Consider the following 12,935-nt stretch of genomic DNA (forward strand, 5'->3'; position numbering starts at 1 on the left):
TGGCCCTTTTATTCATGCAAGATTTTATAAATTGTTCGCGCCAGCACTTCACCCAGACCAGGAACAAGCATCAAGTCTTTTTCGGAAGCTTTTAATACTCCCTGAATGCCACCAAAATGGGTGAGCAGATCGCGTCTACGTTTTGGCCCCAAACCTGGTATCGCTTCCAGAACTGAACTGCTGCGACGTTTATCGCGCTTGGCACGATGTTTGGTAATGGCAAAACGATGGGCTTCATCGCGGACCTGCTGAATCAGATGCAATGCTTTATGATCTTCGGGCAATTGGATCTTGGTGCCATCAGTAAAATGTAGCGTTTCCAGTCCAGGTTTACGTCCTTCTCCTTTAGATACCCCAATCATAAAGGCATCCAGCTGTAGCTCCTGCATCACCTCCATCGCCATATGCAACTGCCCTTTACCACCATCAATCAATAGTAAATCTGGCAGCATATTCTTTTTATAACGACGGATCAGCGCTTGACGCATGGCGGCATAATCATCCCCACCGGTAATATCCTGAATGGCAAACTGGCGATAATCACGTTTTCTGGCACCGCCCTGATCGAACACCACACAAGAAGCAATCGGTGCTTCACCCATGGTATGACTGATATCAAAACATTCAATCCGATCAATCGGGCGACCAACTACCTGTTCTAGCTGATGAAAACGCTCATTCAGTTCCAGATGACTACTCAACTTACCTTTAATCGCATGCTGGACATTCATTTGCGCCAGCTCAAGCCATTCCGCGCGCGTTTCACGCACTTTATGCTTGATCTGGACCTTTTTATGAAAGCTTTGCTGTAACGCCTCTTCCAGTTGAACCTTGTCAGGAATGTCGATATTCACAATCAGTTCAGACGGCACTTCATCAGCCACCTGAAAATAAAAATTCGCCATAAAATCACTGAGCATCTGCCCCAGATCATCACTCAGCATATCCGGGAAATAACTTTTACCGCCCAGCATCCGTCCATTACGTACATGCATGATCTGGACACAAGTCACCCCTGCCTGATAGGCAATCGCCAGAATATCGGCCTCGCCCTTAATTTTAAATACTGCTTGCTGGGCCTGAACTTCACGCAATAAGCCCAAACGATCGCGATAGAACACGGCTTTCTCAAATTCCAGCGCTTCTGCCGCCTGCTCCATTTTACTGATCAGTTCCTGATTCAGCTCTTTGGTATCGCCTTGCAAGAAGCGGATCGAGTTATCGACATCTTCTTTATAATCTTCGGGGCTAATCAGACCCACACACGGCGCAGTACATCGTTTAATCTGGTATTGCAGACACGGGCGTTTACGCTGGGAAAAATAGCTGTTTTCACACTGACGTACATTAAATAATTTTTGTAAAACCAGTAAGGTATCTCTGGCACTATAGGCACTGGGATAAGGCCCAAAGAACTTGCCAATCTGATGCTTGCCCTTGCCTCGCCCACTGGCGATTCGTGGATAGGGTTTGTCAGCAGATACAAAGATATAGACATAAGACTTATCATCCCGCAGCATAATATTATAGGGCGGACGATGCAGTTTAATCAGGTTTTGTTCGAGTAATAATGCTTCCGTTTCCGAGCGCACCACTAGCGACTCAATATCATAAATACGGGCCACCAGAGCCTGTGTCTTCGGATGATCAATGGTTTTTACAAAATAGCTCGAGACACGGTTTTTCAGGTTTTTGGCTTTGCCCACATATAGCAGTTCGCCGTCCTTACCCAGCATTTTATAAACACCGGGTAATTGGGTCATATGCGCCAATATTTTTTCAATGTGTTCTCGAGCGTTTGAATTCACTAGTCAGCTTTAATCATCAGTATTATCTTGATGATGTAGCCTGCCTAAATCAATTTCAAGTCAATTGAGCTGAAATCTATCAATTGAATAACTCAAATTACATTGATGATTAAAGAACCTTGCCTAATACTTTGTCCACGCTCTTAAATGCAGACTCGTTAAATAAATCACAGGCCAGTTCATTTGTGGAAGGAACTACTTGAACTTCTCTTGTAGTATGGTAAAAACCCCAATATTCACGAGCCTGATGACGGATCCGTGTATTCGCTAAATTAAACTCTGTGCTGGGTTGAAATGCTGTCCATGCTGCATTTTGCCAGATTCCCTGATTTTGGACATTACTACTCGTGCTGACGTGCGCAAGATTTTGTGTCGGATAAGATTCAATATAATCTTGCGTACTCAACTGAACTTGTTTCTGCCAACATGTTGCACCTGAGGGGAATTTATCTTGACTAGCAAATAATAAAGCTTGAAGAATTTCCAGTGTTGCATCATTTATCAGAGTTGATGCTGTCGCTTGGCTTAAAAAGTATCGCACGGCGTCCGAAACTTGTAAGCCAGATAAGTCAATCTTCTTAAGCTGATAAGTGAGCTTAAATGTTGTTCTCTGTTCTAAATTATAAGGTTCGTATTCTAAAACACGATCATTAAATATTGCTTTACGACCCACCATATAAGCTCCCGCTGTATTTTGTGGCGGAAATATTGTTGAGATACCATTGCTTGTTATAAAGTTTCGAAGAGCTTCCGTTTGTAATACAGGTTTTTCATTGTAAGCAATTAAAAGATCATTATTTTTATCGATCTGATAGCTTTTTTTTATCAGTTTGTTTGATTGATTTGTGGCTGCAAGATCATAACTGTAAAAAGCGTTATTCTTTGGGTCAACAGTTCCATAATGATCATCATTTTCTTCACTACAAGCCACTAGGCTTAAAAAACTTAACCCAATCAACAATTGTTTTTTCATTATATTTTCTCATGATTTTAAATATTGAATTTTATCCAAGTCATACTATTCCGTACAACTAAAAAATTATTTCCATTCAAAAAAACAAGTTTATCTAGCTCATCTGAAATAACAAATTATTCACCTATGCTTTATCGCGTCCTTGTCCTAGGGCCTGACAGAAAACATCTTTATCTTTAGGTGAAATCAAAATATGACTTGCCACACCATTTTTCTGATAATCAATACGTAAACGATCCAAAGATAAGGCAGGAGATGAAATGATGTTATGACTTTCCGAGACTTTAGTAATGTTTGATCTGTTGATCTGCCACTTAAATAACATCGAACGAATCACTAAGTGCTGTTCGGTTACGATATAGCGCGTATTTAGAATCGGCCACCACAACAATACAATAATAAAAAAATAAATTACTGCATGTTCAGGATATTCCTGTATCGTTCCCTTGATATACATGGTCCATAATAATTGCAGTAATAACCCTGATGTTGCAATCACGATACCCCAAAACCACCAATCAATTTTGGAACGGAATACTTGCATATTTTTCCTTAAGTTTCTTTTATAAACTTATATTATTCTAGCTTAATCAGTCATAAAAAAACGCCCTTTCGGGCGTCCACATTATTCGAACTTAAAAGACATAAGGACGAATAAAAATCAGGAAGAACAAACCTAGCATAATGAACCACTTCAAGAAGTAGTACAACGAACGGTTTGACTTCTTCAAGGCTTTGGCTTTAATTCGGATCTGGTAAATATAACCAAAGGCCTTGTTCAAACCACCTGTCTGGTCACCTGCTTCATTGGGTGAACTCGCAGCCGTCATCACCTTTTTCCCAAACCAGTGATTAAATTTTTCCATAAAACGTGTTTTTAATGGACGCTCAACATCGGCAAAGAAAATGATACGGTTTTGATCCGTGGTATTTTCAGCATAGTGGATATAGGTTTCATCAAACACCACACTTTCACCATCACGCCAAGAATAACGTTCACCATCTACATCAATAAAGCAACGGTCATCATTTGGTGTGATCAAACCCAAATGGTAACGCAATGAACCTGCATATGGATCACGGTGACGTACCAGACGGCTATCTGGTGCAAGTTCAGTAAACATCGCCGCTTTAATCGTAGGCAATGTTTTTAATAAAGCGGTTGTTTTCGGACAAAGTTCAGCTGCTGATGGATGCGCAGAGTCATACCATTTCAAATAGAACCGTTTCCAGCCCGTTTTAAAGAACGAGTTAAAGCCCAAGTCATCATAACTACTTGAAGCTTTAATCCCACCTTTGTCATACAAAGCTTTGGCTTCATCACGAATCATTTCCCAGTTTTCATCAAGGATTTTTAAATCCTTAAAATGCTGGGTGTCGATATAGGGCTGATTCGGCACTTTGGAAAACATGTACATTAAAAAGTTAATTGGCGCGAGGATCGTCGAATGGTCAAAGAATTGACGATAAAACGAATGCTTTACTTTTCCGCGGCGCTGAATATACAACGCAGAAATGATAAAAATCGCTAATATGATCCACTTAATCATATAGTTACTCACTCTTGAGTATCATCTAGGATACTTCGACGGAATTTGAAATGGAGAAATAATAACAAACTCGCGAAGAAAATTCAGACCTAGATCAATAAGTATCATTTTTTAATAAATAAAAATCTCAGAAATATTCATTTCTGAGATTTAGTCAAGATGAGTCTGAGATTAGTCTTGATATGGTTTCCAGTTCAATGAACTCAAAGAAACAAGTGCATCTGCAGCAGTTTCATTAAAGACATAACAACCTGATTTCAACTGAGCCATTCTTAATTTGGCAACACGAATTGCTGCTGGATCAGACTGTTTTTTGAGGAAAATATCCCAGTGCAGACTTTCTTGATCAGCAGTCCAAGCGATATTGCTGGTATATTCTGCCGCATAGGTCTTGCCGCCATATTGTACTGCAACAGCATTACCTGCCTGTAAACCCAGACTGGTATCATAAATTGTCGTCCATGGAACATTGAGCCACGATCCTTTAACTGCCCTATAGCTAAAGCCAAACGGATTGGTTTGATTCAAATACTCGAGATATGGACCATTTTCAGCATCAAACTCTTCAAAACTTTGATTAATTTCATAATCCTGATCCGTATTAAATGCGAAGGTCGGCTGATTGGATTTTTTTGAGACTAAACGATAACAACTACTTCCTTGAGGAAATTTATTTTGACCATAGGTATTAAGAAAGATGCGGCCATTTGCAGTACTGTTGTCTGTCACAGTAAAGCCGATTTCACGGTAACCCGGTAGCACTGCATCAAACATATTTTTCCCAGAAAGATCAATTTTTTGTAATTTCCAGTCTTCTTTAACATCTCCAACAATATCCAGTCGCCAATCAGTCATGGTATTAATATTCATCGTATTCAAAGCTTTATCTGTTGGTAAATAAAGCTTTTTCTCTGTTAATAAATATTCATCTAAAGTCTGATTTGAAGAGGCGATGGTAGACTTTTTATTAAAGATTTGAAAATAAGCAGTATTCAGCTCATCTTCGGTATCTGCGTTATAATCCATAAAATAATAACGCGTACCATCTGCAGTAGAGTCTTGAGTTTCAGTACTTGGATTGGTGTTTGTGGATTTATTATCATTAGATCCACCACCTCCTCCACATGCGCTCAACATCAATGGAAGCATGGCCAATACAACAATTTTAATTTTTAACATAATTTTACTTTCTTAAACATTTTTATCACATGAAGCTTATCTAAAGATAAAAAAATAGACAAGTCTTTCTGTCCACTGTTTATAAAATGTCCTGTTTTGTTTAATAAAAATGCTTGTTTGATATTTCCAATCTTTAGATTAAAGTCAAAATTTATAGAGTTAGTCCCCCATCCATAGGTCTGATTCACAGCATTAAAAACAGTTGAATATTTAAAGAGCACAGGCATTTCGACACGATAAATAAAGCCTCATAAAAGCCAGAATAAACACAACCAAGAATACTTAAAAATTATTTTTTTCAAACAGATAAAGTCAAAGATAGGGCAACAAAAACAAATGGTGACCCTAGCGTCACGGCTTGATACAACTTGTTATGTCCTTTTTGGATATAGTTATCGTAAGATTAGCGAAGCTTTTTTATGTGCTGAAACTGCACATATGCTTTATGACATCCACTTAGAATCCTCCACAACAAGGGAGATCAGGCATGATCCACGCTGGCAATGCCATTACCGTCCAAATGCTTGCGGACGGAATTGCAGAATTCCGCTTTGACTTACAAGGTGAGTCGGTTAACAAGTTTAACCGTGCAACCATCGAAGACTTCCAAGCAGCAATTGCTGCAGTGAAAGCCAATAACGATATTAAAGGCTTAGTCGTAACTTCTGGCAAATCAACCTTCATCGTTGGTGCTGATATCACTGAATTTGGCGACAACTTCGCTGCTGGTGAGCAAGCGATTGTTGATTGGCTTATGCCTGTACATGAAATCTTCAACAGTTTTGAAGATTTAGATCTACCTAAAGTTGCTGCTATTAATGGTACAGCGTTGGGTGGCGGTTTTGAAATGTGCTTGGTGTGTGACTATCGTGTGATGTCAGAACAAGCGCAAGTTGGCTTACCAGAAATCAAATTGGGGATCTATCCTGGTTTTGGTGGTAGCGTACGTTTAAGCCGTTTAATCGGTATCGACAATGCCGTTGAATGGATGGCAATGGCGAACCCGAAAAAACCAGCTGCTGCATTGAAAGATGGTGCTGTAGATGCGGTTGTTGCTGCTGACAAATTACAAGAAGCTGCGGTTGATCTCGTTAAACAAGCCATCGCTGGCCGTTTAAACTGGAAAGCAAAGCGTCAAGAAAAATTAGATGCAATCAAATTGAACCCGCTTGAACAAATGATGGCGTTCAATACGGCGAAAGGTGCGGTACTTGCGAAAGCAAACCCTGCTCAATACCCTGCGCCAAAATTATTGCTTGATTCTTTACAAGCAGGTGCAAGCTCAACCCGTGATGACGCATTAAAAGCTGAAGCACAAGGTTTTGCAAAAGCTGCGATTACTCCACAAGCAGGTGCATTGATCGGTTTATTCATCAATGACCAAGTGGTGAAGAAAACTGCGAAAAAATATGAGAAAGGTGCTCATCCGGTAAACCAAGCCGCTGTTCTAGGCGCTGGTATCATGGGTGGTGGTATTGCTTACCAAGCGGCAAGCAAAGGCACACCAATCATCATGAAAGACATTGGTAATCCACAACTTGCATTGGGTATGAAAGAAGCGAATGGCTTGCTCACCAAGCAAGTTGAACGTAAGAAAATGAAACCTGCGCAAATGGGTGAAACACTTGCTCGCATCCGTCCAACTTTAAGCTATGACGAGTTTAAAGAAGTGGATATCGTGATCGAAGCGGTGACTGAAAATCCAAAAGTAAAAGAAATCGTACTTGCTGATACTGAAAAACATGTTCGTGAAAACACGATCATTGCATCTAATACATCGACGATTTCAATCACACGTTTAGCAAAAGCATTACAACGTCCTGAAAACTTTGTAGGTATGCACTTCTTCAACCCAGTTCACATGATGCCGCTTGTAGAAGTCATTCGTGGTGAAAAGACCTCTGAAGAAGCAATCGCAACAACTGTAGTTCTTGCTCAAAAAATGGGTAAAACACCAATCGTTGTTAACGACTGCCCAGGTTTCTTGGTTAACCGTGTATTGTTCCCTTACTTCGGTGCATTCGACCTTCTTGTAAAAGACGGTGCGGATTTCCAGCAAGTGGATAATGTCATGGCGAAATTCGGCTGGCCGATGGGCCCTGCATACTTGATCGACGTTGTTGGTATCGATACAGGTGTTCACGGCGCTGAAGTGATGGCTGAAGGTTTCCCTGACCGTATGAAGCCAGATTACAAAGGTTCAATCGAAGCAATGTATGAAGCAAAACGTCTTGGTCAAAAGAATGACGTTGGTTTCTACAAATACGTGTTAGATAAGAAAGGCAAGAAAGCGAAAACTGTTGATCCAACAGCATACGAAATCATTGCACCATTCGTGACCGGTGAAAAACGCGAGTTTGATAATCAGGAAATCATTGACCGTATGATGCTTGCTTTCTGTAACGAAACTGTTCGTTGCCTAGAAGACAAGATCGTTGCAACTGCTTCTGAAGCAGACATGGCAATGATTATGGGTGTTGGTTTCCCTCCATTCCGCGGTGGTCCATGCCGTTACATCGACCAAACAGGTGTTGCTGAATACGTTGCGCTTTGCGACAAATATGCACACTTAGGTAAGGCTTATGAAGCGCCACAAATGTTGCGTGACATGGCTGCTAACAACACAAAATTCTACGGTTAAGGAGCGACGTGAATGGCTACTTTAAATCCACGTGACGTTGTGATTGTTGATGGCGTTCGTTCTGCCATGGGCAAATCACGTAACGGTATGTTCCGCAATGTACGTGCCGACAGTTTATCTGCTGAATTAGTACGTGCACTTGTTGCTCGTAACCAGTTTGATACCAACGAAGTTGAAGATGTAATCTGGGGCTGTGTAAACCAGACTTTAGAGCAAGGTATGAACATTGCTCGTAACATTGGTTTATTGGCTGACATTCCAAAAACTGCTGGCGGTCAAACAGTCAACCGTCTTTGTGGTTCTTCAATGCAAGCAATCCACACGGCTGCTGCACAGATTGCAACCAACCAAGGTGATGTGTTCATCATTGGTGGTGTTGAGCATATGGGCCACGTCGGTATGATGCACGGCATCGACCTTAACCCAGAAGCATCTAAACACTATGCGAAAGCATCGAACATGATGGGCTTAACCGCTGAAATGTTAGGTCGTATGAACGGTATCTCTCGTGAAGAACAAGATGCTTTCGGTGTTGAATCTCACCGTCGTGCTTGGGCTGCAACTCAAGAAGGTCGTTTCAAAAACGAAATCGTTGGTGTTGAAGGTCATGATGCCAATGGCTTCAAAATCCTTTGCGACATCGACGAAGTAATTCGTGCTGATGCCAACCTTGAAGCATTCCAAGCATTGAAACCAGTTTTCGATCCTAAAGATGGTTCAGTAACAGCAGCAACTTCTTCTGCTCTTTCTGACGGCGCATCTGCAATGTTGCTTATGTCTGCTGAGCGCGCTCAAGCATTGGGTTTAAAACCACGTGCTGTGATTCGTTCAATGGCAATTGCAGGTTGTGACGCTGCGATCATGGGTTATGGTCCAGTACCAGCAACTCAAAAAGCGCTTAAGCGTGCTGGTTTAACCATGGCGGATATCCAAACCATTGAGTTAAACGAAGCATTTGCTGCTCAAGGCTTATCAGTCATGAAAGGCTTAGGCGTGTATGACAAACAAGACATCATCAACTTGAATGGTGGTGCGATTGCATTGGGTCACCCATTGGGCTGTTCTGGTGCGCGTATCACTACAACCTTGTTGAACGTGATGGAACAACAAGATACACAAATCGGTCTTGCAACCATGTGTATCGGTCTTGGTCAAGGTATCGCGACCATTATCGAACGTGTTTAATTAACACTGAGATAAAAGAAAATCCTCGCACTATGCGGGGATTTTTTATTTCTAAGATCAAATTTTTAACGCGGCAATAAAGGATTCGGTGGCGGATTTAATCCATCTCGAATCTGTTGCTGCAATTTCAAAATATCGCCTAGATCGATTTTAATCGTACCATTGCGAATACCGTCAATATTACCGCGATTAATATTCAAAGGTTCCAGCATTTTAAAAAGACCATTGGTCGGATCTGAAGACTGAAAACCTGATGCCACAGCCAATATGTACTGCTGCAAAATCGGAGAATATTGGGAAAGATCCGGCTGTGCTGTCGTAGGCTGATAATTCACAGTAGTCGGACTTGCAGTCACACCTGCATTCTGTATGTCATTGTGAATTTTATAGACACGATGCTGCAGTGCTTGGCGAATTTGCTTATCTTCTTGATAAGGCACGAAACCAACTTCTTCACGCAGCTCGGATTCAGCCATGACCCGAATTGTCGGTAATGCCGTCACCTCGCCCTCTTGTGCATAAGCGATTTGCATGCCTGTAATCATCAACAGGGAGATCAAAGCTGCTTGTTTTTGAAAATTCATTGTTTGCTCCAAATATCCCTCATCCATAAGACAATAGTGAGTTAAATAAAAGCAGATATAAATAGGCTACAGCAAAGTCAGAATGGATTCAGTAAGGGTCAGATAAACGGTAAATTTCAATTTAAATCCGCCCTGCTTCATCCAAAATAAAAACCTATTTAAATTATTAAAAAATAATAATGATAACTATTTACTTAAATACATTATTTATCCATAATTTTACAAAACTTTACTCAACCTCCTAAAGTACACATGAAAAAATTACTCTGTTGTTTGGCAATTGGTCTTTCTGTCACAGGCTGCGCAACCACGAAAATCTCTCCAGAAGAGCGAAATAAACTTAATCAAACTCAAACGCTGATCAAAACAAATCAGGTTGCCGTTATCTCGGATGGATGTTTAATTCGAAGTGAGTTGGGCACCAGTCTGATTGAAGGTGAACAGTCTCGTTTAACCGCCCAGAAATTTGCAGCCCTGCTCTCCAGCCAGCTCAATGAACAAGGTGTAACAGTCAGTCATACTTTCATGCCTTTTGTGTGCGGTCTTATGCCTGAAGAGCAACTGAAGAAATATGACTATCGCCTAGATAGTGAAACTAAACGTGCTGAAATTAAAAATTATCCACTTGTTTCTTTAGAAAACAAAACCTTGTCAGAGCAACAGCAGCAAGCTTTGCTCAATCTTAATCAAAGCTTTAATAAACAGGTAGCATTGGCTGTTAAAAATGCCAAAGAAAAAAAACCAGTGAGTAATCTGCTTGAACTAAGCGATCAGGACGTTACGGTAATTAAAGACTTAACCCAATCCAATTACGCATTTATTGCATCAGTGACAGGTACGGATGCGTCTTTTGGTAAGAAATTTGCCGCCGGCGCTTTAAGTGTAGGTGTTACCCTTGCAACCGTCGGTGCTGGTAGCGGTCTGGTAACGGCCTATATTCCACAGGAAGGGCAACAGTATGTGGTACACATTGTTGATTTAAACAATAAAACCATTATGTGGACAAAAGCGGGGTTACTGATGGGCAAACCTTACTCCAAGAAAAATCATTCTGTTGAAGCGAAAGCAATCTTGAATCCACTCTTCGAAGTCGCAAGTAAATAAACTTTTAAAAGAAATCCTCATCAACTGTGGGGATTTCTTTACCGCTGTTTCAAATTGTCGCAGGGATATTTAACTGAGAATATGTTGAACTGAATGAAAATCCACTAACTATGGGTTTCCTCTTCATCATCCCCCTCAAAAGTCTTGGAAATTTTTTCGATATTCAGGCTCTTGGCCATCGCATCAAAGATGTTTTTATACACGCCTTGTTGCTGATACAGCTGATGATGTTCACCATGTTCTACAATCATGCCATCCTGCATGACATAGGTATAATCCGCATCAATAATCTGGGACAGACTATGGGAAATAATAATAACGGTCCTTCCCTGCTTAATCTCATCCAGACTATGTTTGATCTGTTCAGTTGCGATTGCGTCCAGACTTGCGGTCGGCTCATCCAGAAAAATAATCGGGGGATTTTTCAGGAACATGCGGGCAATCGCAATCCGTTGCTGCTGTCCACCTGAAAGCAATAAGGCGTCGGACTGATAGGCCTGCGGTAATTTCAGAATCTGCTCATGAATCGAGGCTTTTTGTGCCGCTGCAATAATTTCATCCTGTGTTGCATTCATCTTGCCATAACGGATATTTTCCTCAATCGTCCCCTGAAAAATATGATTTTTTTGTAATACCAGACCAATATGATCCCGTAAATATTGGGTATCGATATCATTTAACGAGGTGCCATTGAGTAGAATTTCACCTGACTGCGGCAGATAGAACTTATCCAGTAGACTAATCAGGGTAGATTTCCCCGCTCCCGATAAGCCCACCAAAGCCGTAATCTTGTTGGGCTGAATCGTCAGGTTAATATCCTTCAAAGCATGAAAACCATTAGGATAGGAAAAATTCACCTGTTTCAGCTCAAATTTGCCGGTGAGTGGCGAAGGTTTTAATTGGCCCGACGTCTCCACCTCATCATCCGCTTCCAGTATCTTGAAAAAGCTTTCTGCATAAATCATCGCGTCATTGACTTCATCATAGATCCGGTGCAAGGACCGGATCGGCGCAGAGACATTGTTGAATAGCAGAATATGAAACATGATCATGCCGATGCTCATATCACCGACCAGCACAAAATAGGCGGTGAGGATGATAATAAACACCACACCGATCTGTTCAATAAAGGTTTTTAAGCCCTCGAACAAGAAACTGAGCTGCCGTGTCCGCATCTGGTGATCGGTTAACTGTTTTTGTAGCGTCAGCTGTTTTTCTGCTTCGATCTGTTCACGGTTAAAGGATTTGATTACAGTGATCGAGTTGATAATACTCAAAATACCCTGACTTTTACGCTCGCGCCCATCACGTAAATTACGGCGCGTGCCACTGAGTTTCTGCGCCTGTTTAAAGGTGACCCAAAAATAAATCGGGACAATACACAGTGCCACCAGACCGATCCAGACATTGGCATAGAACATCAAACCCAAGGCGATCAAGGCACTACTAAACAGTGGGAAAATCTCGATAAAGAAAATCTGTACCAGTCGGGTGATCGAACCAATCCCGCGATCAATACGGGTCTGTAATTTTCCAGCCTGATTATCATCCTGGGTAAAAAACGCCAGCCGATATTGTAAAAATTTCACGATGATCGACTGCGCCACATCCTGCGAAATCAGAATGCGAAGTCTCTCACCAAAGAACTTTTGTCCAAACTGAATAAAGATATTGATGATCTCTTTACTCAACAGAATCACACTGATGGTGACCAGAATATGCCAGCCTGCTCTCAAGCCCTGTCCTGATTCAACTACGGCATTGATCTGGTCAACCGCATATTGCAAGGTCAACGCATTGACCTGTGCAGTGAGAGCACCAATCAGGGTTAGCAGTAAGGTCACGGCAACCAGCCACTTATAAGGAAGGACAAAAGGTTTTACTTTATGAAATAGCTGCCATAAATTCATA

General features: G+C 41.3%; 10 protein-coding genes. 3 read left to right on the top strand and 7 right to left on the bottom strand.

What is annotated here, in order from left to right; all coding sequences use genetic code 11:
• Positions 1 to 8: 8 nt before the first annotated feature.
• From uvrC to MSG93_RS10795, 5 genes are all read right to left on the bottom strand, one after another.
• Positions 9 to 1,808, bottom strand: coding sequence for an excinuclease ABC subunit UvrC (gene uvrC / locus MSG93_RS10775; RefSeq protein WP_032870557.1), 1,800 nt, complete (start codon positions 1,806 to 1,808; stop codon positions 9 to 11).
• Between the two features lie 109 nt (positions 1,809 to 1,917).
• Positions 1,918 to 2,781, bottom strand: a complete 864-nt coding sequence (locus MSG93_RS10780) for a hypothetical protein (protein WP_324621817.1) — start codon at positions 2,779 to 2,781, stop codon at positions 1,918 to 1,920.
• 124 nt (positions 2,782 to 2,905) lie between these two features.
• Positions 2,906 to 3,325 (bottom strand): PH domain-containing protein, encoded by a 420-nt coding sequence (locus MSG93_RS10785; protein WP_324621818.1) that lies wholly within the window; start codon positions 3,323 to 3,325, stop codon positions 2,906 to 2,908.
• 91 nt (positions 3,326 to 3,416) lie between these two features.
• The gene (lpxO, locus tag MSG93_RS10790) at positions 3,417 to 4,331 is read right to left on the bottom strand and encodes a lipid A hydroxylase LpxO (protein ID WP_009514122.1); all 915 of its coding nucleotides are present in this window, start codon (positions 4,329 to 4,331) and stop codon (positions 3,417 to 3,419) included.
• 171 nt (positions 4,332 to 4,502) lie between these two features.
• Positions 4,503 to 5,510 carry a hypothetical protein gene (locus tag MSG93_RS10795; protein WP_324621820.1) on the bottom strand — a complete coding sequence of 336 codons (1,008 nt, stop codon included), beginning with the start codon at positions 5,508 to 5,510 and terminating at the stop codon, positions 4,503 to 4,505.
• 487 nt (positions 5,511 to 5,997) lie between these two features.
• On the opposite strand from MSG93_RS10795, the gene fadB reads away from it, so the two are divergent.
• Together fadB and fadA are read left to right on the top strand one after the other, a co-directional pair.
• A complete protein-coding gene (fadB, locus tag MSG93_RS10800; RefSeq protein ID WP_047431485.1) occupies positions 5,998 to 8,151 on the top strand; it encodes a fatty acid oxidation complex subunit alpha FadB in 2,154 nt (717 codons plus the stop codon).
• Positions 8,152 to 8,163: 12 nt separating this feature from the next.
• Positions 8,164 to 9,336 (top strand): acetyl-CoA C-acyltransferase FadA, encoded by a 1,173-nt coding sequence (gene fadA, locus MSG93_RS10805; RefSeq protein WP_324621821.1) that lies wholly within the window; start codon positions 8,164 to 8,166, stop codon positions 9,334 to 9,336.
• A gap of 65 nt (positions 9,337 to 9,401) precedes the next feature.
• Here the strand turns inward: fadA and MSG93_RS10810 are convergent, their stop codons facing one another.
• Positions 9,402 to 9,920, bottom strand: a complete 519-nt coding sequence (locus MSG93_RS10810; protein WP_324621822.1) for a hypothetical protein — start codon at positions 9,918 to 9,920, stop codon at positions 9,402 to 9,404.
• Between the two features lie 252 nt (positions 9,921 to 10,172).
• Here MSG93_RS10810 and MSG93_RS10815 point away from each other — a divergent pair, with 252 nt between their 5' ends.
• Positions 10,173 to 11,024, top strand: coding sequence for a hypothetical protein (locus MSG93_RS10815; RefSeq protein WP_202741136.1), 852 nt, complete (start codon positions 10,173 to 10,175; stop codon positions 11,022 to 11,024).
• Positions 11,025 to 11,128: 104 nt separating this feature from the next.
• Here MSG93_RS10815 and MSG93_RS10820 read toward each other — a convergent pair whose 3' ends face one another.
• Positions 11,129 to 12,934, bottom strand: coding sequence for an ABC transporter ATP-binding protein (locus tag MSG93_RS10820; protein WP_324621824.1), 1,806 nt, complete (start codon positions 12,932 to 12,934; stop codon positions 11,129 to 11,131).
• Between the last annotated feature and the right edge of the window lies 1 nt (position 12,935).

The organism is Acinetobacter sp. IK40, from assembly GCF_035615075.1.
Taxonomy (GTDB): Bacteria; Pseudomonadota; Gammaproteobacteria; order Pseudomonadales; family Moraxellaceae; genus Acinetobacter; species Acinetobacter courvalinii.

Excerpts from the sequence above, each read along its gene's own strand:
- MSG93_RS10780 (WP_324621817.1), bottom strand. The coding sequence starts at position 2,781 with ATGAAAAAACAATTGTTGATTGGGTTAAGTTTTTTAAGCCTAGTGGCT.
- MSG93_RS10785 (WP_324621818.1), bottom strand. The coding sequence starts at position 3,325 with ATGCAAGTATTCCGTTCCAAAATTGATTGGTGGTTTTGGGGTATCGTG.
- lpxO (WP_009514122.1), bottom strand. The coding sequence starts at position 4,331 with ATGATTAAGTGGATCATATTAGCGATTTTTATCATTTCTGCGTTGTAT.
- MSG93_RS10795 (WP_324621820.1), bottom strand. The coding sequence starts at position 5,510 with ATGTTAAAAATTAAAATTGTTGTATTGGCCATGCTTCCATTGATGTTG.
- fadB (WP_047431485.1), top strand. The coding sequence starts at position 5,998 with ATGATCCACGCTGGCAATGCCATTACCGTCCAAATGCTTGCGGACGGA.
- fadA (WP_324621821.1), top strand. The coding sequence starts at position 8,164 with ATGGCTACTTTAAATCCACGTGACGTTGTGATTGTTGATGGCGTTCGT.
- MSG93_RS10810 (WP_324621822.1), bottom strand. The coding sequence starts at position 9,920 with ATGAATTTTCAAAAACAAGCAGCTTTGATCTCCCTGTTGATGATTACA.
- MSG93_RS10815 (WP_202741136.1), top strand. The coding sequence starts at position 10,173 with ATGAAAAAATTACTCTGTTGTTTGGCAATTGGTCTTTCTGTCACAGGC.
- MSG93_RS10820 (WP_324621824.1), bottom strand. The coding sequence starts at position 12,934 with ATGAATTTATGGCAGCTATTTCATAAAGTAAAACCTTTTGTCCTTCCT.